This is a genomic window from Chitinophaga sp. Cy-1792 (assembly GCF_011752935.1).
Lineage (GTDB): Bacteria > Bacteroidota > Bacteroidia > Chitinophagales > Chitinophagaceae > Chitinophaga.
The window spans coordinates 3,294,108-3,319,575 of sequence record NZ_VWWO01000001.1; the positions used below are offsets into that span (position 1 = coordinate 3,294,108).

At 45.2% G+C, this 25,468-nt stretch carries 20 protein-coding genes; 14 read left to right on the forward strand and 6 right to left on the reverse strand.

Annotated elements, in window-relative coordinates; translation table 11 throughout:
• Positions 1 to 188: 188 nt before the first annotated feature.
• Positions 189 to 1,130, reverse strand: a complete 942-nt coding sequence (locus tag F3J22_RS13435; RefSeq protein WP_167017946.1) for a hypothetical protein — start codon at positions 1,128 to 1,130, stop codon at positions 189 to 191.
• A gap of 419 nt (positions 1,131 to 1,549) precedes the next feature.
• On the opposite strand from F3J22_RS13435, the gene F3J22_RS13440 reads away from it, so the two are divergent.
• Genes F3J22_RS13440 through F3J22_RS13450 form a run of 3 tightly spaced genes read left to right on the forward strand, consistent with a single transcriptional unit; the run spans position 1,550 to position 3,637 of the window.
• Positions 1,550 to 2,629 (forward strand): AI-2E family transporter, encoded by a 1,080-nt coding sequence (locus F3J22_RS13440; RefSeq protein ID WP_167017949.1) that lies wholly within the window; start codon positions 1,550 to 1,552, stop codon positions 2,627 to 2,629.
• Positions 2,630 to 2,638: 9 nt separating this feature from the next.
• Positions 2,639 to 3,121: a hypothetical protein gene (locus F3J22_RS13445; RefSeq protein ID WP_167017951.1), complete on the forward strand. Its 483-nt coding sequence runs from the start codon at positions 2,639 to 2,641 to the stop codon at positions 3,119 to 3,121.
• Positions 3,122 to 3,163: 42 nt separating this feature from the next.
• Entirely contained in the window at positions 3,164 to 3,637 is a 474-nt protein-coding gene (locus tag F3J22_RS13450) for a hypothetical protein (RefSeq protein ID WP_167017953.1), read from the forward strand.
• Between the two features lie 88 nt (positions 3,638 to 3,725).
• Here F3J22_RS13450 and F3J22_RS13455 read toward each other — a convergent pair whose 3' ends face one another.
• Genes F3J22_RS13455 through F3J22_RS13475 form a run of 5 tightly spaced genes read right to left on the reverse strand, consistent with a single transcriptional unit; the run spans position 3,726 to position 9,153 of the window.
• Complete coding sequence (locus F3J22_RS13455) at positions 3,726 to 4,154, reverse strand: L-rhamnose mutarotase (protein WP_167017955.1); 429 nt, start codon at positions 4,152 to 4,154, stop codon at positions 3,726 to 3,728.
• 7 nt (positions 4,155 to 4,161) lie between these two features.
• Positions 4,162 to 5,454, reverse strand: a complete 1,293-nt coding sequence (locus F3J22_RS13460; protein ID WP_167017957.1) for an alpha-L-fucosidase — start codon at positions 5,452 to 5,454, stop codon at positions 4,162 to 4,164.
• 21 nt (positions 5,455 to 5,475) lie between these two features.
• Positions 5,476 to 7,131 carry a sodium/solute symporter gene (locus tag F3J22_RS13465; protein WP_167017959.1) on the reverse strand — a complete coding sequence of 552 codons (1,656 nt, stop codon included), beginning with the start codon at positions 7,129 to 7,131 and terminating at the stop codon, positions 5,476 to 5,478.
• Positions 7,132 to 7,155: 24 nt separating this feature from the next.
• Positions 7,156 to 8,376 (reverse strand): enolase C-terminal domain-like protein, encoded by a 1,221-nt coding sequence (locus F3J22_RS13470; protein ID WP_167017961.1) that lies wholly within the window; start codon positions 8,374 to 8,376, stop codon positions 7,156 to 7,158.
• 15 nt (positions 8,377 to 8,391) lie between these two features.
• Positions 8,392 to 9,153, reverse strand: coding sequence for an SDR family NAD(P)-dependent oxidoreductase (locus tag F3J22_RS13475; protein ID WP_167017963.1), 762 nt, complete (start codon positions 9,151 to 9,153; stop codon positions 8,392 to 8,394).
• Between the two features lie 121 nt (positions 9,154 to 9,274).
• Here F3J22_RS13475 and F3J22_RS13480 point away from each other — a divergent pair, with 121 nt between their 5' ends.
• The 11 genes from F3J22_RS13480 to F3J22_RS13530 all read left to right on the forward strand — a co-directional run bounded on the left by F3J22_RS13480 (position 9,275) and on the right by F3J22_RS13530 (position 25,395).
• On the forward strand, positions 9,275 to 10,150 hold the full coding sequence (locus F3J22_RS13480; RefSeq protein WP_167017965.1) for an AraC family transcriptional regulator: 876 nt from the start codon (positions 9,275 to 9,277) through the stop codon (positions 10,148 to 10,150).
• A 185-nt stretch (positions 10,151 to 10,335) separates the two neighbouring features.
• Positions 10,336 to 10,944: an RNA polymerase sigma-70 factor gene (locus tag F3J22_RS13485; protein WP_167017967.1), complete on the forward strand. Its 609-nt coding sequence runs from the start codon at positions 10,336 to 10,338 to the stop codon at positions 10,942 to 10,944.
• Positions 10,945 to 11,015: 71 nt separating this feature from the next.
• Positions 11,016 to 12,026, forward strand: coding sequence for a FecR family protein (locus F3J22_RS13490; protein WP_167017969.1), 1,011 nt, complete (start codon positions 11,016 to 11,018; stop codon positions 12,024 to 12,026).
• A 50-nt stretch (positions 12,027 to 12,076) separates the two neighbouring features.
• On the forward strand, positions 12,077 to 15,562 hold the full coding sequence (locus F3J22_RS13495) for a TonB-dependent receptor (RefSeq protein ID WP_167017971.1): 3,486 nt from the start codon (positions 12,077 to 12,079) through the stop codon (positions 15,560 to 15,562).
• A 21-nt stretch (positions 15,563 to 15,583) separates the two neighbouring features.
• Positions 15,584 to 17,191, forward strand: a complete 1,608-nt coding sequence (locus F3J22_RS13500; RefSeq protein WP_167017973.1) for a RagB/SusD family nutrient uptake outer membrane protein — start codon at positions 15,584 to 15,586, stop codon at positions 17,189 to 17,191.
• Positions 17,192 to 17,217: 26 nt separating this feature from the next.
• Positions 17,218 to 18,345, forward strand: coding sequence for a SusE domain-containing protein (locus F3J22_RS13505; RefSeq protein WP_167017975.1), 1,128 nt, complete (start codon positions 17,218 to 17,220; stop codon positions 18,343 to 18,345).
• An 8-nt stretch (positions 18,346 to 18,353) separates the two neighbouring features.
• Positions 18,354 to 19,502, forward strand: coding sequence for a glycoside hydrolase family 76 protein (locus F3J22_RS13510; protein ID WP_167017977.1), 1,149 nt, complete (start codon positions 18,354 to 18,356; stop codon positions 19,500 to 19,502).
• A gap of 148 nt (positions 19,503 to 19,650) precedes the next feature.
• Positions 19,651 to 19,887 carry an acyl carrier protein gene (locus F3J22_RS13515; RefSeq protein ID WP_167017979.1) on the forward strand — a complete coding sequence of 79 codons (237 nt, stop codon included), beginning with the start codon at positions 19,651 to 19,653 and terminating at the stop codon, positions 19,885 to 19,887.
• 169 nt (positions 19,888 to 20,056) lie between these two features.
• Positions 20,057 to 22,495 (forward strand): DUF2339 domain-containing protein, encoded by a 2,439-nt coding sequence (locus tag F3J22_RS13520; RefSeq protein WP_167017981.1) that lies wholly within the window; start codon positions 20,057 to 20,059, stop codon positions 22,493 to 22,495.
• Positions 22,488 to 23,756 (forward strand): hypothetical protein, encoded by a 1,269-nt coding sequence (locus tag F3J22_RS13525; RefSeq protein ID WP_167017983.1) that lies wholly within the window; start codon positions 22,488 to 22,490, stop codon positions 23,754 to 23,756. Before F3J22_RS13520 ends, F3J22_RS13525 begins: the two co-directional genes overlap by 8 nt.
• A gap of 343 nt (positions 23,757 to 24,099) precedes the next feature.
• Positions 24,100 to 25,395 (forward strand): hypothetical protein, encoded by a 1,296-nt coding sequence (locus tag F3J22_RS13530; RefSeq protein WP_205195203.1) that lies wholly within the window; start codon positions 24,100 to 24,102, stop codon positions 25,393 to 25,395.
• The last annotated feature ends 73 nt before the right edge of the window (positions 25,396 to 25,468 follow it).

The window sequence follows — 25,468 nt, forward strand, 5'->3', positions numbered from 1 at the left end:
TTAACAGGACATACATCAAACTATCACAATAATTACCGGCATGGCAGCAGCAAAAATAAGGGGTGCAGGTTGCAGTTATATTGCAGGGTAACAGGTTTTATGTTACGAGATATAAAAAGAAAATCCCGAAGATATAAATCTGCGGGATTTTACTTTTTATAATTACTTATTCGTGTATTTATCAGGCATTAAAACCGAATGGTCGTGTCGCCGGCCCAACTCGTATTCAGGGCGGGTGTTACAGATGTTTTACCATTGCCGCCACTGCCCATAATGGAGCCCTGCAAAGTGGTGATTTTATTATGGTAGCACCGTACAGCGGAAATGGTTTTCCTGGAAATGACAGCTTGATTCTTTACTCCCTCGAGGTATATGCTGAAGGTTGTGATGTCATTTAGGATAAAACGCTGTTTTATGCCAAGGCTAACATTGGTGAAATTCATCCTGCCATCTCTTGTACCGTTGTAGGTCCAGTCCATTGGGTAATATACGGTATCAGGCCCCATGTCATATTCCTGGGATTCTACATTGTAATAAGCATTTACCACGTCAAAAGATGCCGAATCTTCTACGATTACCTGTGCTTTACCTACTATTCTATTCATCGTCAAATCAGATATGGCAGTATCTTTCGTGATTGTTACCGCAGTTTTGCTATAGAAGGTTTCATATACACTTGCGGGACCGTAAGCCGGACTACCATATACGATGCGTGAAGTTGCAAGCGGGTAGGGCTGCCAGGTACCTACATTTTGCCAGTCATTCAGTTTTATGGCGTTAGGTGCACCTACAGTGATAATTGTATATTTTCCCGGTACTAACGAATCTGATATCTGACCAAAATTGTTTGGATTGGTATTGACTGTCTGATACTGTGCACTCACCTGGTTCCCGGCAGAATCATAAGCAAGATATGCCAGGTTGGAGATGTACTTTTTCAATGTGTCAATATTGTATGCGGCTTTTGCATTACTCATGCCGGTAACAATCTGTGAAAAACCATCTACTGAAAATTGAACTGCCACTTTGCTTCCCGGAGGAGGAGTTGGAGGAGTGGATGAGTTGTCGTTTTTATTACAGGCCATCATAAACAAGAGGCCGGCTGCCAAGGTTATCTTCAATAATTTCATGACTTTATTTTAGTTAACAATTGAATACTTTTAAAATAAAAGCTGTCTATCTGTTTCGGATATGGATTGCGTTAGATGCAGAGCAATAAATATATTCAAAATTTGAATGGCTCATTAATTTTGCCAGCGGTCCATCATGTGAAGTGCTGAATTTTTAATTTGTGCCTGTTGCTGTGAGGAATTAATGAATTCAGTACAGTATTGTGTTTTATAGGAATCAGGCAGTTTTCGGTATACCTTTTTTACTCATCTGTGCAGGATAGATGTAGTCTGCCTCATTTTATCATGTACTAAAAACACTTTAGGAGGGGCTATTGTTCAATACAATTTAGTTTTCCCGGTTTCAAAATTTATGCATATCTGACACCGTTAGTAATGGAGGATAAGTAGTAAATTCATATTACTGAAACGTACCGCTTATGAATACGCAATTTCGCCCGGGCTCACGCAATCTGATCGAAACGATTCTGGTATTGTTACTGTTGCTAGGCCTGCTGCTGGCACTTTATAAGGTATTACATATTTTTTTCGGTGTATTGACCTTTGCACTGATCTTCTCGGTGTCGTTCCACACGCTTTTTGAAAAAATGGTGCTGAAAATGCAGGGCCGGCGCAAACTGGTGGCTATTGTGTATGCAATTGTGCTGGTGGCTATTATTGCACTGCCTGTTACCTATATCATCAGTGCGATCAGCACACACATGCGTGATATTGTAGAGTGGATCAATGATACCCGTCAGAACGGTCTGCCGCCTTTACCTTCCTGGCTACTGAGCATACCCTACCTGGGCCCTGATATCAATGGTTACTGGCAAAGTCTGCGTGAGAACCCGCATGCTACTATTGTAGGCCATGAGCGGCAGGTGGGTGCGGTGATCAGGGATGTCATCAGCAGTGGTGCCGGCATCATCGGAGCGGCGTTGCAACTGATTATCGGGATCGTCGTTTCTGCCTTTTTCCTGGTAGCGGGCGAAAATGCGGTGACGCCCGTCAGGTCTGCCATACAACATCTGCTGGGTAAGAAAGACGGGGAAGAGCTCCTGGAAGCTACCATTATGGCCATTAAAGGGGTATCCATTGGTGTGATGGGTACTGCATTTATCACCGGTATTGTTTCCTGGATTGGGTTTGCCATTGGCGGAGTGCCGTTTGCGTTAGGCTTGTCGGCCCTGGTTTTTTTCCTGGTGCTGATACAAATAGGGCCGCTGGTCATCTGGATACCGGTGATGGTATGGATGTTTACGCAGGGACATCCGGGCACAACCTTGTTCCTGGTGATCTATGGCGCCGGATTACAGGTAGGGGAGGCTATCCTGAAACCGCTACTGATCGCTAAAAGTGGTAAATTGCCGTTTTTAGTGTTATTTATCGGCGTAGTGGGAGGCCTTGCCGCATGGGGATTCACCGGGATCTTCAAAGGCGCTATCATCATGGCGGTATTCTACACTATATTTAATTCCTGGCTGGCGGGTAAAAGTACGCCGGAGCCTACAGAATAATTGAGCATTATGAAAACCGCATCGGTCAACGAGATTAAGAAAGAATTACAAACCTTGCCACCATCAAGTCTGATGGCTTTATGTCTGCGGTTAGCTAAATTTAAGGCTGATAATAAAGAGCTGTTAACGTACCTGTTATTTGAAGAAAATGATCTGCCGGCTTATGTGGCTGCTATTAAAGCAGAGATAGACGAGGCTTTTAGCGAGATAAACCGGGAAAAATCCCATCTCGCAAAGAAGAAATTAAGAAAGATCATTCGTATAACGAACAAGTATATACGCTATGTAGGGAATAAGGAAACAGAAGCGGAGCTGCTGCTGTACATCTGTCAGCAAATGAAGGATGCAGCGATGGTCAGCCATAAAAATACGGTTATCTTAAATATCTATATGCAACTGCTGAAGAAGTCCGTTAAGGCAATAGATACTTTACACGAAGATTTACAATATGAGTATATCAGGATGGTAAATACGCTGGATGTAGATATATAAGTATGCAGCTTTAATATATTACAATCTCCTCATACCTATATCATGAAATTAATAAATGTAATTCTTACAGGCATGCTGGCACTTTCAGCATTTTCCTGTAATGTAGAGAAATCATGGATAGATAAAGATAACGTCAGACAAAAGGCGAAAAATGCAGCTGGGATAACGGAATTGGCCAACGATGCAGTGGCATATGCCACCAGGGAAGGCAGCCGGTATTTTGTAGCTGATACCCTGCATGACCAGGCCATGAAAGCCAGGTTTTCAAAATATGGTTATCGTTACGATAAGGTGACAGTTACATTTCAGGGCCAGGATACATGTGTGTTTTGTGATAACCTGGATAGCACTGTTATTTTTAGAACACTAACGCTGCGTGGTATTATTGAAACCGTTTACGATTTTGCTGTCAATAAGCGAACGTTTAAAGATGACGGACCATATGGTGCGACGGTGGTGTTCCATCATGTTAGTGGCAGAATTTATTACCGCCGACAACCATTCCCCATGATGTAACATAAAAAGAGAGCCGGAATAACAGTATTCCGGCTCTCTTTTTATGTTAATGATTTGCTGGTATAAAAATCAATATCCGGAGATTACCCTATAGGTGAAATACCTCTTCCATATTACTCCAGGTTTCACCCGCTGCAGCGGCATCCGGCAATGGTACCTGCATCGGAGCTGTTTCCTTCCACCAGCGCTGCGTAGCGGTATCCGCGGCCATCTTCTTCATATCTCCGGTAAAATCATCTCCGGTATATTCAAAATAACTGAACAGATATGATTTGCCATCAATTTCTTTCAGGTAGATGGAATAATTCCGGATATGACATTTGCTGATAGTTTGTGCTACAGCAGGCCATATTGCTGCATGGAGCTGTTTGTAATAACCGATCTTTTCCGCTTTGATACCGGTTACCATTCCATAACGTTTAACCTTCTCCGTTATATCAGGTTGCTTTGCAGGCGCACTACACCCTGCAGTGAAACAGATCACTACTACTATTAGTAAATGAATGATTGTCTTCATTTTCCTGTTATTTAATCAATGGTAGATTTTCTGCTGATTGATTCAGTTCCATTACTATAACGTAAGGTAGCTGTCCTTTCCTGCTAACGGGCAGGGATATATGAAACTCATTTGCTGCTGCATTTACAGCCACCGGATCACCTCCCTGGATATACGATTTTTTAACCTGTACGCCTGGCAATGCAGGCAGTGCCAATGTTGCCGTGTCTGTATTCAATACATGCAGGTATAGCTTATTGCCTTTGCGGGTTGTGGCGTAATCGTTGTTGGGCTGATACGGGCCGCCTTTGGTGCCATAAATGGCATCGCCGTTTATTTTCAGCCAGCTGCCGATAGCTTCCAGCTGCTTTATCTGCCTGGCTTCTATTCTGCCATCAGGCATAGGACCTACATTCAGTAACAGGTTGCCGTTGCCACCGGCTGTTTTGGATAATATCGTCAGGCATTCCCTGAGCGACTTCATCTTATCATTAGGTTTCCATGCCCATTGATGACAGATGGTGAAGCAGCTTTCCCATGGCGTTTCCATGTTTAATTTTCCTACCACCTGCTCTGGTGTATCGTAGTCGCCAATCATTTTGGAAACATCAATAGCTTTGTTGGATGTTGCCGCGAATTCCTTTCCCAGCCTGTTGTTGGTGATGATGGCCGGTTTGAGTTTTTTTAAGTACGTGTATATCTCTCTACCCAGCGAATCTGTCCATGGTTGCTCCCATTGTCCATCAAACCAGAGCATATACGGGTCATAGTTGGTAATCAATTCTTTCAACTGATTTTTCATATAGGTAACATACCTGTTCATGTTTGCTGCCGGATCAATTTTTCCGTTATGTGCAGAATGAATAGGGTAGTCGGGGTGGTGCCAGTCGAGCACAGAATAATAGATGCAGAACTTAATGCCATATTTTTTACATGCATCATGTAAGGCTTTCACCACATCTTTTTTAAACGGAGTATGGGAGATATTGTAGTCGGTATATGCAGATGGCCACAGACAGAACCCATCATGATGACGGGCAGTGATTGTGAGGTATTTCATACCGGCATCCCTGGCTGTTCTGGCCCAGGTATCCGCATTGAACAATACCGGATCAAACTCTTTATACAAGCTATCATAATCCGATATAGGTACTTCTTTATCGCGGCTCCAGCCGATTTCCGTGCCACGCAGACTAACAGGTCCCCAGTGGATAAACATACCGAAACGATCTTTCATGAAATCGCTGATCGTTTGTGCGGGTGATACATTGCCTATAGCCAGCAGGCAAACGGTGAGAAAAATTTTAATAAGCTTCTTCATATGTAAAAAATAAATGAATGATTAGCGGAAGACCCAGTATAATATCGTCATCAGTAATAATAGTAAAACAGACAGCAATCTATAGTTGCCAATGCCGCGCCAGCCTTTGATGCCCAGCGGCTGCCATATGTTATGCCAGTATAGGGTACTGCTGGCAGCATTGTGTTGTACCGGAAAAACATAACTCAGTATTACCTGTAATATTACACAGGTGATGAAGAGATAAAAGGCCATCATCATAAAAGGCACCTGTGCGATGAAACTATTGCTGTCAGCTATTTTTCCGGCGGTAAATACAACGATGCCCAATAATGAACCAACCCATAAAGTATACTGTGCTGCTTTTCCGGAGGCTTTTTTCCAGAATATACCCAGCAGAAATACGCAGGTAACAGGAGGGGCGATATGTGCGATGATATCGTTTATTCCTTCAAAGAGGCTGGTATATTTATTCAGTAGTGGCAACAGCAACAGGGAAATGGCCAGGGCAATGGCTGCCGACCATCGGCCTGCCGTTACCAGCTGACGGTCTGTTACAGTGGGTTTGATACGTTTGTATATATCATAACTTGCCAACGTGCTGATCGCATTCAATGCGCCGGCGATCTGGCTCATCAGGCCCGACAGCAACGCCGCTGCCAGCAAGCCTACCAGTCCTTTCGGGAGCAGCTGCGTAATCATTACGGTATATATTCCTTTTGAATCCGGTGCGGCAACGCCATTTTGCATGATTACGGGCAGACTATGCAGGTCCAGCTTCCCAGATTTAAACAGCGTATAGGCGATAAGACCAGGCAGTACGAAAATAAATACCGGGAGTATCTTGATAAAACCACAGAACAGCGCACCTACCTTGGCATTATCTTCATCTTTGGCGCCCAATGCCCGTTGTACGATGGTCTGATCGGCACACCAGTACCAGATGCCCAGTACGGGATATCCGAAGAATACCGCCATCCAGCTCATACCGCTGCTGTCGCCCAACGGACGTATCATACTCAGTTTCTGACTGTTTCCTTCGGCAGCTAGAATACTTGTCATATTTGACCAGCCCCCGATCTTATTCCATGCAAAACAGGAGATAATAATCGCGCCGGCAATCAGTACAATGCTTTGCACCGTTTCGGTGACAACCACCGCTCTAAGGCCACCAATAATGGTATACAGCCCTGTCAGCGAGGCAATGACAATAACGCTGACGTACATATGAATTCCGAACAATGTTTCCAGCACGATGCCTCCTGCCAGAAAAGAGAACCCGATATGTATTACCATGGCAGATATGATCGAAACAAATGCCAGCCAGTCGCGGCAGGCCTTATTATATCTTTTCTCCAGGAAATCCGGTAGTGTGGTGATGCCGGAGCGTATATAAAACGGGATGAAGAATACGGCCAGCAATATCAGAGTGAAGGCTGCCATCCACTCGAAGTTACCGTTCAGCAGCCCGGTATCGAAGCCACTCTGGGCCAGGCTCACCAGGTGCAGACAGGAGATATTGGTGGCGAATAAAGCCAGTCCGATCATTGGCCAGCGCAGGTTTCTGCCGGCCAGGAAATAGCTGTTGCTGGCGCTGCCTGTTGTTGGGCCAGACTTACGTTTCCCGGCCCACAAGCCTATGGTGACAATCAGGAGTATGTAAATAATGCTGATGGTAATATCTGTTCCTGAGATCATAACGTTGATGTATAATCGGTGATTTTAAATCAGGTCGCAGCTGCTGCCCGGTTCCTGGGGTGTAACATATACGCCGTTTTTTATCTGTACCGGATGTACAAAATGTGATTGCAGGTGCGGGATATGTTCCAGGAATAAGGCTTCGTGGCCCATAGCAATATGATTAAACAGTACAAGATGCTGGTGCAGCTGGCCCATATCGCCGACATGCGGTACCACAGGTACGCCGAATTTTTTACAGAGCAGGCTGATGGTGATGAATTCACTTACTCCGCCTACGCGAACGGCGTCGGCCTGTATGAAGGAAGCGCAGCCCGTCTGGAGGTAGTTTTTGAATACGATGCGGTTAGGTACATGCTCTCCCAGCGCCAGTTTCAGCGGTGCTATTTCTTTTGCAAGCGTTTGGTGGGCCAGCACATCGTCGGGATGGGTAGGTTCTTCTATCCAATAGGGTTGCATGTCTTTCAGTCCGTGGCAGATGCTGATGGCCTGTGGCAATGTCCATTGCTGATTGGCATCGAGCATCACCTTTGCGTTATCGCCGGCTACTTCCCGGACGATATTGGCGCGGCGGATATCCCGTTGCGGATCAGTGGAGCCTACCTTTAATTTCATGGCAGTGAAACCTGCGTCGATGGCCCGCTGACAGTTATATCTTACTTTTTCGTCGTCATAATTGAACCAGCCTACAGACGTATCATAACCGGGATAGCCTGTGGTCAGGATGCCCATTCTGTCGTTTATAGATGCACGTTGTACTTCCAGCATAGCGATGGCTTCTTCCCTGGTGAGTACATCTTCCAGGTAGGAGAGGTCGAGGGTATTGACTATTTGTGTTGGCGACAGGCTAATCAGCAATTTCCACAGGGGCAGGCCGCTATGCTTTGCCCAGAGGTCGTAGCAGGCATTGGTAACACTTGCCAGTCCGAGGTGAACGATGCCTTTATGAGGGCCCAGCCAGCGGAATTGTTGTTCGTTGGATAGCTGCTGGAATGTATGGCCGAAGCTGGCCATGAGTTCTTCTATATCCCTGCCTTGCAGTTCGGCGGCATAGAATTTTGAAGCGGCGCATACCAGTTCGTTGCCGGTGCCTACGGTGAAGGCGAGGCCGCTGCCGGTATTTCCTTTTTCGTCTGTCAGCTGCGTATGTGCGTAGGAGTATTCGGGGTCCTTGTGCACGGCATCGCTGCCAGCGCCAGCCGCGAGGCGGAAGCGTCGGTCGTTAACATTGACTTTCTGAATCATCTGAATATATTTGAGCTATAGCATTGTTCGGTACCCTAATTCCGCGCCCCCGCTGACAGGCAGGATACAGCCGGTTACAAAGCGTGCGGCTGTACTCACCAGGAATACGGCGGCGTCGGCGATAACATCTCCTGCGGGCATCTTACCTAAAGGCTGGAGGTTATCTAAATATTGCCGGATGGCAGCCTGATTTGGTTGTTCGTTGCTCCATGTTTCCAGTGCTGCCGTTTTGATGGCAGCGGGGCAGATAGCGTTTACACGAATGCCAAACGGGGCATAGTCGAGGGCCATGGCTTTGGTGAGCGCATTGACAGCGCCTTTGGTGGCAACATAGGCCGCGTGATTATCCTGTCCGATAATACCTACCATAGAGCTGGTGTGGAGGATGTTGCCGGAAGATTGCTTCAGGTATTCCAGTCCGTGCCTGGTGGTATACAGTATGCTTTTCACATTTATCTGCATCAGCAGGTCCCATTCGTGGTCGCTGGTTTCGTGCAGCGGTTTTGATGGCTGTGCTATGCCGGCGTTGTTGTGAAGGACGTCCAGCCGGCCGAATGTCTGAACAGCTCTTTCTATGGCGGATTTTACGGATCCTTCGTTGCCGATGTTGCAGTGAATGCCGATGTGTTTTTCTCCCAGTTCAGCGACACGGGCGGAGAGGTCCGCATGGATATCGGCGATGCATACGATGGCGCCGTTGCGGGCATATGCTTTCGCACATTCCCATCCTATGCCGGCGGCTCCCCCCGTAAGAAAAATAATTTTGTCTGCTAACATGGTATTCACTGATTGTGGTTACGAAGGTAAAAATGCTGCAATGATAACTATTCCTGCCTATTGATTAGTTTTAGTCTTATATTAGCAAAATATTGCCAATGTATCCAGTAATATTGTTAATATGAAGCCTGTTTTTGCCAAAGTATTAGAGGGGTTGGAAAATGAAGTTTTTGCGACCAGATTGATTACGAGGCCGTTTTTTACGACCGAATTCCATTTTCATGCGGAGTGCCAGATAACTTACATTGTAAAGAGTTCAGGGCATAAGGTCATAGGCGACTGTGTCGAGAATTTTGAACCCGGGGAACTGATATTACTGGGTTCGTATATTCCTCATGTATGGTACAACTCTTCCACGAAGCCGGCAAAGCGGGAGCAGGGCGAGGCAGCGCGTTCTGTTGCATTGTTTTTCCATCCTGATAAACTGGTGACGCTGCTATCGTCGTTTTTCAGTACAAAGAAACTGGAAGCGGTGCTGGAGGTAGCCAAAAGGGGGATGAAGTTTCATGGTGCTGCGCGGGAGCAGCTGAAAGTGCTGTTGCTGAAAATGGCACAGCTGGAACCGGGGCCGCAGCAGCTGATGTTATTGCTGGAAATGGTGCAGCTGCTGACTAACGTGAAGGAATATACTTTACTGGCAGGTACCGGCTATACGAATACCTATACTAACAAAGACAGCGAAAAAATGGACCGGCTGTTTAAATACGTGTTCGATAACTATTCCAGGGAGATCAGCCTGGATGAGGCGGCGGCGCTGATTCATATGAACAAGCAGGCTTTTTGCAGGTATTTTAAAGGGAGAACACAAAAGACATTTGTAGAATTTGTGAATGAAGTACGGATTACTGCGGCCTGTAAGTTATTGTCCGCCGGAGAGGAGTCTGTCGGTAATATAGCCTACCAGTGCGGGTTTAATAGTCTGACCAATTTCAATCGTTTTTTTAAGAAGATAAAAAATGTATCTCCCCTGAAATATAAATCTTTGCTGGCAGAATAAAATAGGGATCATTATTCCCGGTGCCGGGAAGGAATTTAACCGCTTGTTTTTATAAATCCTTTTAATTATTATTGTCTTTAGATTTTCAGATATCCGCCAGCGTTATAGAAAGTATTTAATCAACCAAACCGGGAGAGCGTCAGTTTTCCTTTTTTTAGCTTTTTTAGCAAAAACGTTTTAGCCACATGATTACAGATGAGATTCGTGAATGGCAATTACAGATTTCGCGTTATGATGACGAGCAAGCCTTCGCCAGGTTATTCCGTCATTTTTATGAAAGGATGCTTCATTTCTGTATGCGCTATGTGCCGGTGCGGGAAGCTGCAGAAGAGATTGTATCAGATGTATTTGTAAAAATCTGGAACAGGCGGGAAGAGTTGGTGAACATCAACAATTTGCAGGTATACTTATTTGTTGCCGTTAAAAATCATTCACTGAATTACCAGGAGGTCTACAGTCACCTTCGTATTGTACCATTGACAGGCGCTGCAGCGGAGCTGAATAACAGCATAGACCTGGAAAAAGACCTGGAATGGAAGGAGATGCGTTTTATGCTGGACCAGGTAGTGGCTTCACTTCCAGCCCAATGCCGGCGAATTTTTCAACTTATAAAAGAAGACGGTTTTAAATATAAAGAAGTGGCGGAAATACTGGGGATTTCTCCCCGGACCGTAGAAACACAGCTATTCCGTGCTATGCGCCGGCTCAATGCGGAATTAGGCGCGTTCAGCTCCCGGAAGAAGATACTTCCTCCCATCATATTATTATTAGGGTTAAGCTCCCTCTTTCACTAAAAAAAATTTTTGCAGCCTGTAAGTAGTTTCCCTGGTGTAACCTGTCCTTATACCAGAACACGATTCCATTTATGTTAAATGAAGAACAATTCGTATTACTGGTAATGCGGAAACTAACGGGTGTTGCCAGTCCGGAAGAAACAGCCACCTTAGAAAATATTATCAGCAGCCATCCTGGCCTCCGGGAAAGGTACCAGCATCTGGAACATTATTTTAATGATGCCCCGCATCATTCCAGTGAAAATATGGAATTGGTACTGCAGAAAACCTTGTCGAAAATCCGGGCCGGGAACGGGGATGCCACGCCTGTAAGGCGCTTGTATAAACGCAGATATGCAGTCATTTCCGCGGTGGCTGCCAGTCTTTTAATAGGCATGGTTATTTTCTTTTATAATAAAGAGAGAAGCCCCATTCCTGCGAAAGCCCTGCAATGGGTAAACAGAAAGAATGGCAAAGCCACCAGGTCCTATATCGAACTGGCCGATGGCAGTAAGATCTGGTTAAATGCTGCCAGTCAGCTTACCTATCCTGAACAATTCGATCGTCAAAGCAGGACCGTATTCCTCGAAGGAGAAGCGTTTTTTGATATTGCAGCGAACCCTTCACGTCCTTTTATTATCCGGCTGAAGAAGGGCACCATCAAGGTATTAGGCACTTCTTTCAATATTAAGGCCTATGAAAACGAGCCGCTGCAGGCTGCCGTTGTTACCGGAAAAGTAGCATTTATTCCCCGCTATGAAGAAGCTAAAAAGGTAAGTGATACGATCCTCATTACACCGGACGTAAAGGTCATCTATGCGGCCAATAGCGGTACCCTTATCAAAGCCAATACAATAGGAGGAGAAGATAAAGCCTGGACAGATGGACACCTCATTTTCAGAAATGCTACCCTGGAAGAAATCGCTGCCAACCTGGAACGCAACTTTAACAAAAAAGTGGAATTTGAAGCATCGGCACCACGACAATTCAGGCTCACTGGCACTTTCCATAACAATAGCCTGGAAGAAATCATGTACTATCTCAGTAAATCCAAAGCGTTTCACTACCGGATTACAGATTCAACTTTAGTTATCGGAGAATAAATGAAAACCTACGCTATTATATTTTAATCATTATTAATCACCACTACGTTATGAGAAAGGAACTTTACCGGCCTTCTTTCAGACCGTCCTTCCTGTCACTGTTTCTTGGTCTGTCTATGATAAGTGTACTGGATATCCATGCCCAGGTTGTCTATGCGTCGGGTCAGCGTCGGCAACACACTACCGCTAAAGATCATGAACGACCGCCGGCCATGAACTACCTGGTTAGCCTGAAGGTAGAAAATGCAAGCCTGGTACAGGTATTAGATCAGATCGAAACGCAGACATCCCTGGTATTTGTGTATTCAAACGACGATCTCAAATCAGTACAAAAAGTATCCCTGGACGTGAAGGATAATAAGTTGGAAGATGTACTGCAAATGATTTTGCTTCCACTTGATATCAACTATGAAATTATCTCCAATAAGATTATCCTGAAAAGAGTAGGGGCCGATTTCGCCGCCAGTATAGCGAATCAGCAACAGGAAATTACCATCAGTGGCCGCGTGGTGGACAGCAAGGGACAGGCTATTCCCGGTGCCAATATCAGGCTGAAAGGGAAAACCATCGGCGCTGTTACCAATGCAGATGGCAATTACTCACTTAGAATTTCCGGCGCTGATCTGAATGGATTTTTACTGGTTTCATCTATCGGCTATATCCCTGCTGAAATAGCCATTGAAGGCCGTAAGAGTATTGTGGCCATGTTGACTATAGATAATAAAGAACTTGGCGAAGTAGTAGTTACCGCCTACGGCTCACAGAAAAAGGGACAGGTTACTGCTGCTATCAGCACCGTATCTGCAAAAGATATTACCGACAGGCCAGTGGTAAACATGTATCAGGCCTTGCAAGGCCAGGCTCCCAACCTGATTATACAGCAGAATACAGCAGAACCGGGTGCCGGCCTTACCATGAATATTCGCGGTGTAGGTAGCTTAACAGGGAATGACCCGCTGGTTATTATTGATGGTATTCAGGCCGGAAGTGATGGATTGCGTAATCTCAATCCTTACGACGTAGAAAGTATTTCTGTGTTAAAAGATGCTGCTTCTTCGGCCATTTATGGTTCACAGGCGGCAAATGGGGTCATCTATATCACTACAAAAAAAGGGAAAAAAGATGAACGGCCTGCTGTGCAATATAATGGCATGTATGGCTGGCAAACACCTACTACGCTGCCCCGGAACGTGGAAGCATGGCAATATATGACTTTGAAAAACGAAGCATTGGTAAACTCCGGGAAAACACCACAGTTTACACCCGCAGATATTAAGTATTGGCACGACCGCGGCTCCGAGCCCGCTATGCTCAAGGAAATGCTTCGTACCTCCACACCACAGCAGAATCATAGTGTTAGTCTGACCGGTGGCGGAAAATCAAGCAGCTACCTGTTGTCGCTCGGCTACCTCGACCAGGGAAATATGTTGCAGAATAAATACGTCAGCCAGGACTTCTACTATAAAAGATATAACACCCGCCTGAATGTTTCCGTTGATGTCAGCAAGTACGTGAAAGTATCGGCGAATGCCGCCTATACGCGTTCGAATACCCGTAAGCAGGCCGCAGATATAGGGATGCTGATGCGGGATGCCATGAGGGTGCCACGTATCTATCCCGTGAAAGATACGCTGGGCAACTGGGTCGTGCCTGCCCTGACCAGCAACAGCGTATTTGCCCTGTTGAATGACTATGGTTACGAATCAAAAGCAGTGGATAACCTGATGGGCGGACTGGATATCATTGTTACACCGGTCAACCATTTTAAAATCAACTTCAATGCTTCTGCAAACTATAATGTCGAATCGAACGACAGACGCATCAACCAATTCTCCTATGCGCCCTATTATACAACCGCTACACCACCGTTATACAACGAACGCCATGTATCGGAATATAAAAATCTGATATCTAACATTTATACCACGGCGGAATATGAAAACACCTTTGGCGAACATTATGTCAAAGGACAGGTAGGGGTGAGAAGCGATGCCACCAACGAAACATGGGGTATGCGGGCAGACAGGTTCGGCACTACCAACCTGGATCAGGACTGGTCTATCGGTGGCGGATATATTCCAAAATCTGATGGAACGTATGATTACCGCGACCTGGGTACCTACAACGATATTATCAATCCTAATCTGTATGCCCTGAACTCTTTGTTTGGAAGGGTAAATTATGCTTATGCAGATAAATATCTGGCGGAATTTACCTGGCGCTATGATGGATCGTCCAAACTCGCTCCCGGCCACAGATGGCAGTTCTTTCCTGCCTTTTCGCTCGGCTGGCGCCTGACAGATGAGGCATTTCTGCAGGAGATCAAAGACCGCATTGGCAACATCAAGCTGCGTTATTCCTATGGGCAGGTAGGTAACTCAAATATTGGCGGCTTCAACTACCTCGCCAGGGTTAAACTCAATAATGCCAATTACTCCTTCAATAATTCCCCGGCAAACGGATCTACCTTTACCACCTATAACGACCTGCTGAAATGGGAAATTTCCACCATGAGCAACTATGGCGTAGATGCTGATTTCTTTAAAGGCAGACTGACAGCATCTTTTGATTATTTCAATAAACAAACAACCGGTATTTACCTGTTCCAGACAGTGCCAGGTACTGCCGGAACCGATGCACCACTGGAGAATGTGGGAACCGTTAATAATAAAGGCTGGGAACTTAACCTGACCTATCACCTGAAAACAGGTGCGTTTACGCATAACTTTGGTTTCAATATTTCAGATAACCTGAATAAGGTCATTAAGTTCGGCCAGGAATCCATCCAGGGATCCGATGTTACGTTTATCATCAAAGAAGGCTATCCTATTGCCTCCTACTATGGTTATAAATCCGCAGGACTGTACCAGAACCTCGACGACCTGAAAAATGCACCGAAAGTGCCTTTTGCCTATAACCAGCAGGTAATGCCCGGTGATATTAAATATGTAGACCGTAATAAAGACGGCGTCATTGATGAAAATGACCGTTATATCTTCGGAAACCCTTTTCCCCGCTATACTTTCGGGTTTACCTATAATGTCAGCTGGAAGAATTTCGACCTGACCATGTTCTGGCAGGGGGTAGGTAAAAGAACGCAGTTCCTCCGTGGTGATATCGTAGAAGCCTTCCATAATAATGAAGATCATGCCATGGTGCAGCACCTGGACAGGTGGACACCTACCAATCCCAATGCTACCTATCCCAGACTTACCATTGGCGCAGCAGATCAAAACAACTTTGCATACTCTGACTATTGGTTATTTGATACCAGGTACCTGCGGCTGAAAAATTTTCAGCTGGGCTATAGTTTACCTGCGTCGTTGCTGCAGCGGGCACATATTCAGGGGGCAAGGGTATATTTTACCAGCCAGAACCTGATCACCATTATGCCGAAGCGTTTCCGGGAAATTGGCGTGGACCCGGAGTTTACCCAGTTTGATAATAAACTGAGTATGTCCAACTACAACCCGATTGCCGGCAGAAATTACCCTAACGCTGCCACCTATTCCTTCGGTGTAGATTTTAAGTTCTGATCCTACAAAAGATATTTTGTTATGAAGAAAATTGTTCTGACCATATTGATTGCTACGGGCTTATTTGCCTGTCGTAAACTCGATCAGCCAATGACAAAAGAGTTTACAGAAGCCTCGTACTGGCGTAATGCACAGGATGGACTGGATGCATTGACCGCCTGTTATGAACATCTTTACAAAGATGATTATTTCTTTGGCGACGAAGCTTTAACAGATAATGCATATAACAACGGCACCGGTTTGCTGAATGTGAATGCCATCTCCAACGGAGGTTACGACGGTAATAACGACCGGGTAAAAGATGACTGGTCTTATTACTATACCACCATTCGCAGGTGCAATGAAGTGGTGGTGAATATGGATAAGGTACCTGGTATCGACAGTACACTGAAGCGGAGAATAGTTGCAGAAGCCCGGTTTATCCGCGCCTACGCGTATTTTCAGCTCTCTTCTTTTTATGGTGATGTACCATTTTATACCAATCTTATTTCCATAGAAGAATCAAGAACGATACCCCGTAGCGACAAAGAGAAGGTACAGCAGTTTGTGCTTACAGAGTTGACGGATATACGAAAAGATTTACCTGTAAATACCGCCCAGGCGCAGCAGGACAGAGGCCGCGTTACCCGTGGTGCCGCCATCGCCATGAGTGCCAGGGTACACCTGTTCCGCAGCGAATGGCAGCAGGTAGTCAGTGATTGTGAATTGCTGATCGGGAAAACAACGGATGGCACCTATGCGCTGTTCGGTAATTACAGTAACCTGTTCACCGTGGCCAATGAATATAACAGTGAAGTGATTTTTGACCTGCAATATGGCGGAAGCAGAACATACGATAAACAGCGCCAGTTTATGCCGCAAACAGTTACAGCCCTTAGAAGCGTGCTGGTGCCAACGCAGGACCTCGTAGATGATTATATCATGGCGAATGGAAAAGCCATTACGGATGCAGGTTCGGGCTACGATGAAAATAATCCCTATGTAGGAAGAGACCCTCGTTTTGAAGCAACCATACTCCATCATGGATCGAAGGTTACAGACCTGAGTGGCGTCGTTCAAACGATTCTGACACAGCCGGGCTCCGTGCCTGCTACCAATACGGTAGATGACCAGGGCGCTTCACCTACCGGTTACTATTTCCAGAAATATTACGACAGAACAGCCACCAACTACTCTTCAGGACTAAACCTGATACTGATCAGATATGCCGATGTATTGCTCATGTATGCAGAAGCAAAAAATGAACTGGGGCAAATGAATGCTGCTGTCTGGGGACAGACCATTCAGCCAATCCGTACCCGTGCAGGCTTTGCAGATGCAGGTGCTACCGTGTATAATGCTGCCATGGACCAGGCAACCATGCAAACATTGATTCGCCGGGAGAGAAGAGCAGAGTTTGCATTCGAAGGATTGCGTACGCTGGATATCCGACGCTGGAAAATTGCGGCTACTGTGTTAAGCAGACCCGTAAGAGGTATCCGGGTAAGCTCCGGCGCATTCAATAAAGATGCGCGCGGATATATCATTGTCGAGAACAGGGTTTTTACTGATCCGAAGCATTATCTGTGGCCGGTTCCGACCGCAGAAAGGGACCAGAATAAAAATCTTTCACAAAACCAGGATTGGTAATTTCTCTATTTAAAAACTGAATTAATATGCATAAATATCTTTTCCTTATCGTAGGCAGCATCTTATTTTTCAGCTGTAAGAAGAATGATTATTCCTTAAATACCAATATTCAGCCGGTACCAAAGCTGACGGCACCGCTGGATAATAAATATATCAAGCTGCAACCCACTACCAGTGCCACTACCAGCTTTGAGTGGGACCAGGCCCGTGCAGAAGATGGTTCACTGGTGTTGTATGAAGTAGCTTTTGATAAAGAAGGGGGCGATTTCTCTAATCCGGTAGCCAGGTATACTTCAGATGGCGGAGGTGTGCAGAACAAACTGACGCTCTCTCATAAAGACCTGAACAGCATTGCCGGTAAGGCTGGTATTCTCTCTTTGGCAACAGGTAAACTGAAATGGACGGTTTTTGCATCGAAAGGGTACAATATTCAGAAAGCAGCAGAAACAAAATTAATTGAAGTGGAGCGGCCAAATGGTTTTGCTGAAATACCTGCAGATGTTTATCTGACCGGCGATGCCACAGAGGCAGGTGCTGAACTCGGGAATGCCTTGAAAATGAAATCCACTTCTCCTGGTGTCTTTGAAATTTATACTTCCCTGAAAAATGGTAAATATCATTTTACAGATAGAAATACCGGCACTCCTTCCACTTATTCCCTGACAGGAAATGCTGTAATAGAAGGCGGAGAAAATGCACAGACCACGGGGCTTAAAGTATGCCGTATTCGCCTGGACTTCAACAATGCGGCGTCTAATGTAACAACTATTACCAGTATAGGTTTATGGTTTGCTCCTTTAAATGTAATGCAGTGTGAAATTAACTATGCCGGTAATAGCACCTGGAGTATTAAAAGTCAGCCCATCGCCTTCAAGCAGGAAAGCTGGGGCCGTGATGAACGATATAAATTTCGTATAGCCACGGTAGATAGTGATGGGAATACAGGCAGCGAATGGATCGGCAGTTCCAATGCTGATAACAACCGCCCGACTTCCGCTTCACCGCTAAGTTTCTGGTACCTGATTCCGATCAGTAACAATGATCAGTGGAATTATTGCTACAAGTTTGCAGCAGAAGCAGATATGCATAACTGTGATATCAACCTTTATTTCTCTGCTGATAAAAATTACACACACGAAGTTATCGTTAAATAGGTTTAGCCATGAAAAGATTCATTTATTTAGCATTTTTGTTTCCGCTGCTGGCCTGCACAGCATGTTTGAAAGAGCCGGTAGATGATGGGCCGGGCCCCGGCGCCGGCAAAGCAAGATATGTATTCAACTGGTCGCAGATAGCCGATTCATCTTTAAAGGGATTGCTAAACAACTACTGGAACCAGGATAAATACTTTAACCAGAATAATAACGGAAATACCACCTTCAATTACTGGCCCAATGCCCATGCGCTGGATGTTTTGGTAGATGCGTATATCCGTACCGGTGATGCGGCCATCAAAACCAGGATGGATGACCTGCTTGCCGGAATGAAAGTAAAGAACGGTAATACTTATATCAACTATTTTTATGATGATATGGAGTGGATGACCCTGGCTTGTCTCAGAGCTTTTGAGGCAACAGGTGACACTAAATATAAAGATGTGGCCGTACTGCTCTGGAATGATATCAAAGGAGGCTGGGACGCGGTATGGGGCGGCGGCATCCATTGGAACAAGGATTTCTCTAAAAACTATAAAAATACACCTGCCAATGCACCCGCAGTCATCATTGCCGCAAGAATGTATGCCATTACACAGCAGCCGGATGATATCGCCTGGGCCAAAAAAATTTACGACTGGGAGAAAGCTGTACTGGTAGATCCTGTCAGCGGATTGGTATGGGATGGTATCAACCAGGATGGCAGTGGTAACGTAGTAAAAAACTGGAACTTTACCTACAACCAGGGCGTGTTTATTGGCGCAGGTGTTGAATTGTATAAGCTCACCGGGCAAGCCACCTATTTAAACGATGCCTTGAAGACCGCCAATAATGCGCTGGGTGGGACCTTCACCAAATCGAATATACTCAATAGTGAAGGCAATGGTGATGGTGGCCTGTTTAAAGGTATCCTGGTGCGTTACCTGATGTTGCTGATTACGGATGGAAGTATCAGTAGTACGGATGCTGCTAAGTTTGCCAGCTTCCTGCAGCTGAATGCAGAAACACTCTGGCAGAAAGGCACCTCCAAACCGCAGATGATCTTCAACAAAGACTGGACAGTTCCTGCCACAAACAGTGACCTTACCGAGCAACTGAGTGGCGAAATGCTGATGGATGCCGCTTACCGCCTGAATCAAATGGGGCTGCTTAAATAAGCGCATATGTCTTACGGCTGGAAATTCGTTGTAACATATAATCAGGGGCGTGCTTTTTTTGAACCATTTTGGGTTGTAAACGTTGTTGTTTTCTTTTTAGGAATAACCACCGTTTCAACATTCTATCACCTTCAAAAAACCATGTTTTATGGCACAGCCTACTGAATCAAATGTGATCAACACAATCAGCACTGCGACTGGTGTTCCTGAGACAGCCATCAATCCTGCCACCACATTTAGTGAGTTGGGGATGACCTCCATTCTGGCCGTTCAGCTTGCATCCAAACTGGAAAATAAACTTGGGGTAAAATTAAACCTCGATGAGATGACAAATACGCAAACCATAGGAGACCTTGTGAGTTATATAGAAACGAAGGCTAAGTAATAAAAGTATTTTCCAATGAATGGGCTGATCAACATGTAGTTTGATCAGCCCATTTTGTTGTTCATATCGGCGCCAATCATTGACCGGAATTTCTTTACAGGTTGTTAAAATTTCTTCCTGCTATTCCCTGATTCCCGCAGATCCTTATATTTAAAGCAGACCAAATGCTATGCCTGTACTTATGATTGAAGTATTTATATTTTTATTCCTGGTTCTGGTGCTGGTGATACTCTTTACATTTAAGGGTGATACTACCAGAAGTCTGGAGCAGCTTAATGTCCGGCTGGATGACCTGGAAGGGTTATTGAAACAGACATTGCAAACACCGAAAGATAAACCTGTTATTACGACAAGCGTTCCACCTGTCACACCACAGGTGCGACCTGTCGCTCCGGCGCCTCCAAAGCCGGTACAGGATAAGTTGATGCCACCACCGGTAAGAGAAATACCGCCATTACCGGTAAATATACCACCCGCTGCAGTACCATCGCAGAAAATTACTGTGCCGGAAGTGACTACTGCAATAGAACCTGAAAATTTACTGTCAGACATACCTTCGACACCGGGCTTCTGGGAGCGTAACCCTGATCTGGAGAAGTTTATCGGTGAGAATCTCTTTAATAAAATTGGTATTGCCATCCTGGTACTCGGTATTGGCTTCTTCTTAAAATATGCTATTGATAAAGACTGGATCAATGAAATCGGGAGGACCTTTATAGGATTTATTACCGCCGGCCTCTTACTGGGATTATCCTATCGGCTGAGGAAAACCTTTGCAGCCTTCAGTTCTGTGCTGGTAGGTGGTGGTGTTGCGGTATTATATTTCACGATCTCCATTGCTTTTCATCAGTACCATCTTTTCAGTCAGGGTATTGCATTCGGACTAACGATACTGGTGACAGCGTTTACCGTATTGCTGTCTGTGGCCTATGACAGGCAGGAACTGGCGGTGATAGCGGTACTGGGCGGCTTTGGTGCACCGTTTTTTGTTAGCACCGGCAACGGTAATATCATTGCTTTATTTACCTATATCCTGATTTTAAATATAGGCATGATCGTTACTGCCTGGTATAAAAAATGGAATGTCGTAAATGTTATCAGCTATGTGGCTACTGTGGTGTTATTTGGTGGATGGCTCAGCTGGCAGATGAACGGAGGCGATCCGGGCAAACCGCCGCATTACCTTGCAGGCCTGATTTTCGGTACCTGCTTCTATGTGGTATTTTTTGTAATGAATATCATCAATAATGTCCGCAACCAACAGCGGTTTGCCTGGCTGAATATCACTATCCTGCTGAGTAATACGCTCTTTTACTATGCGGCCGGTATGGTGCTGCTGCACAATATGGGACAGGAGCAATTACAGGGCCTCTTTACGGCACTGGTGGCAGTGTTTAACTGCATATTTGCGTATAGTCTTTACCGTAATCAACGTGTAGATAAGGTACTTATTTTCCTGCTGATCGGACTGGTACTTTCTTTTGCCAGTCTGACCGCACCTGTTCAGCTTCATGGTAACTATATTACACTCTTCTGGGCTGCCGAAACGGTGCTGCTGCTGTGGCTCTGGCAGAAATCAGGTATCGTACTGATAAAGTATGCCGGCGCTATCGTGCATATACTCATGCTGGGTAGCCTGGTGATGGACTGGGCGCAGTTGTATTATGCGCGTTCAGCTATCAGGATGCCTTTCCTGAATCATGCTTTCATCACTGGAATAGTGGTCCTGGTAGCGCATTTTATGCTCGTGCGGTTATCCAGGAAGGAAGATGAAACAAAGCCATTTATTGATAGTTTGTCTGTTCCTGTATTTCGTACGTTCCTTACTGTTATTACGGGAATACTTTGCTACCTGGTATTCTTTCACGAAATTTATTACCAGGTCAGTTTTTATTCCTGGAAACTGACGCCGGTGGTTCTCGGGGCTTATAACTCACTGGCTTTAACATTACTGCTGCTATACCTACGTAATAAGAGAATCGTTTTTGTGAAGCTGGCTGCTATTTTGTGTGTCATAAATATCCTGTTATATCCGCTGTTTTATAACCCTGCTTCGATAGATGTCCGTTCTGCAGTGTTGGCAGGTCAAATGCCTACCATCACTTTCTTTGTGCATGATATCATGCTCATGTTATTTTGTATAATGCTGTTCCGGTTATGGAAAGCGCTGAAGCGGATAGATAGCTGGGCACTCAATACCGGGAAGTACTGGGCCTTTGCGGTGATCATTCTTTATCTTATCAGCGCGGGGCTGGATCATGTGGTGGTGTTTTTTAGTCATGCAGATGCAGGTAGTCAGGATGCGGTATTATATCGTACGCAACGTGTGGGATATGCCATCTTATGGGGTGTATATGCGTTTGTACTCATGTACCTGGGACTGAAGTGGAAATCACGTACTGTCAGGATTATTGCTATTGCGGTATTCGGAGTTACGCTGGCTAAGTTGTTCCTCTTTGATTTTACGGGCCTGGGAGAAGGAGGAAAGATCGCTGCATTTATCTCCCTGGGAGTAATATTGCTGATTATCTCCTTTATGTACCAACGTTTGAAAAAATTATTAATGGCAGATGAAATTGCCACCATTGATGAAACTACACATGAATAGATACCTGCGCGTTATTATTTTCCTGCTGCTAGCAGCTACTGCACAGGCACAGGAGAAACCGCTGCATTATACCTGGGAGGCGCGTTTACCTAAAGTAGACTCCAGCGGGTTTTATCATATTTCTCCTTCGCCGGCGTTGCTGGGGCAGCTGAATTATCCTGACCTGTCCAATTTCAGGATAGTGAATGATAGTACCACGGTGCCTTACCTGGCAAAGCAGCAGCAGCTGGCCTATGACGCTACCAGTTTTATTCCGCTGGAAATTGTCAGCAGTACGCGCGAAGGCAGGCGTACCGTCCTTATTATTCATAACAAAGACAGTGTTCAGCTGGACCAGCTTATCTTCCTGTACAAAAATACCAATGTAGAGAAACAGATACGTATTGATGGCAGTGATGATAAGGCGCACTGGTATGCGGTGCAGGGAACGTATATGATGGATCCGGGCGCAGGGCTGCCAACAAGCGATCCTACGGTGTCGGCTATAGGAAAAATGCTGCCTTTGCTCTCGTACCGCTGGTTGTCAGTAGTGATCGACGACTCGTTGTCATCGCCGCTGATGATAAAAAGTATTGGCTATTACAGGCAGCAGGTAGCAGCTCCGGCGGGTTTTGTGCGTTTGCCGGCTGTTCATTTCCTGCAAACTACCAATAGTAAGGTCAGGACTACACAGGTGGTAATACACCTGCCGGAATGCTCGCTGGTGGGCAAGCTGGCCATTGCTATTAAATCGCCGGCCCTCTATCACCGCAGGATGGCGTTGCAGGAGAAAATTGTGGGAGACAAAAAAGACGCGCCGGCTACCATGAGAACATTGGCATCTTTCTACCTGTCGTCCGATCAGCCAAACAGTATTATCCTGAAAGAGCCGGTAAAGACAAAAGAGTTGTACCTGCAAATAGATAATGAAGATAATCCGCCGCTGGTAATAGACGAAATAGCGGTCTGGCAACCTGATGTCTGGCTGACGGTATACCTGGAAAAGGGCCGTCAATACTACATTAAAGGTGCACCGGAAGGAATTCCGCCAGGCCAGTACGATCTGGATTATTTTAGTAAAGATATCCCCCGGCATCTGCCTGTCATCGTGGATGATCACTTTAATACTTTGGCCGCACAGGTAGCTGTGCCGGTAGCAGAAAAATCCTTTTTCAACAGCGCCTGGTGGATATGGGCGGGGATCATCGTGATTGTTGTGCTGCTGTTTTTTGTGGCCAGGGGTGTACTGAAAGATATGAAGCAGCTAAGGCCGGAAAAATAGTTTTGGTATACCCGTTTCAGTTATATTTTTTATATGTAAAAATAATAATTATTTTAAGATGTATGTCTGTGGATAGTTTGGAGCGGTATGTGAGATAATATAATTATCTAGATAAATTATAAAAAACGGGAAAAGAATGGATGACTAACTTTTTCCAATGATCTACTGCATAAAAACTTTCTCCTTACTATTTTAAAGTAAGGGGAAAGTTTTTATTTTTACCCCTCGTTTATAACATATTTTAAGAACCAGCCATATCTTAAAGACCATCCTGCACAGTAACTACACCAGGAGGTGGACTGATATAGGCTCGAACATTATCAGGTAAGAAAATACGGACTTCATGCGAATTTTATTAAAACCTATGTTCCTGCTGGTATTACCATTGGCCAGCTTCGCGCAAAAAACTGTTTTACCCGGACATCCGGACATCAACACCAGCCGGTTGAAACCAGGGAAATCGCTGTACACCATCTATTATGTAAAAGATAATAACTGGGAAAAGAAAGGAACTTATACCAATGATTTAACAGTTACAGGCAATGAACTGAAACTTGCAGTAGACTATATTGATGACAAGGATGTCTGGTATAGAAACCGTACATCTGTGGCCGATGCAAAAACGTTGAGCCCTGTCAGTTATAAGTCTGCCGGCCTTAAAAACTCGCTGGACCTCAAATTTGGCAATCCGGTTACTGGCAAATACCACGACGTAAAAACCAATAAAGACCAGCAGCTAACCATTAAGCCTGCGGGGAAATTTGTTGATTTCAACTTCATGGAATTACTTTTTACCTCGTTGCCGCTGGACGTAGGGTACAAGGCAGAAATAACGCAATTTTACTATGATAAAAGTCCCGACAGCGTTTTGTCGAATTACATTATTAAAGATGTGAAAAGTTATGTACAGCGCTCCCCTAAAACCGGTAAGCATGATAGCTGGCTGGTAAATGTGCTGGAAGTAGAGTCGAACGCGATATATACCTACGTCATCGATAAAAAAGATTACAGGATCTGGCAAAGGGAGATGCCTGTAGGTGGAGGCACGACGGAGATTTGTGTCAATGAAGAGCTGGACTATCAGCCGATAGAAGCGCGTTTCGATAAAGTGGCCAACCTCAAAAAACTGGAGAATGGCAACAGCGTGATTATGGGAACCGCCTTTGCCAGAGACCATAGCGGTAGTAACATACAGGTGATAAATATCAAAAAAGCGCAGTTTGCACCGCAGGGAACCGCCATTTACATACTGCCCAACTCCAACTACCTCGACGAGTGGAAGGCTGTCAATAAAAAGATCAGGAAAGGAAAGAAGCTGTCTGAAGTACCTATCGACCCTAACGTTGCAGGCTGTATTAAAAAAACGACCGTTTACGATGACAAAGGGCATTTCGAATTTACCAACCTGATGCCAGGGGAATACATCTTATGGACGTCTTTTGGTTACACGCACAGGTACTCCTATTCCTATTATGCAGGTACCAACTACTTAATGCACCCGAGTGGTGCAGTGCTGTCGTCCAGCAACGTGTATAATACCGGCAATGGTGCTACCGGCGCCACCGCAGAAATAGAGGAATACGTGACCATTAAGAATGATGGCGATAAGGTGAATATAAACCTGAAGGATACACGATGATGCAATAATATTTTAGAAAATGAAATAAGCCTCCGACTGACAAACAGTGGAGGCTTCTTCTTTGGGGCGAACC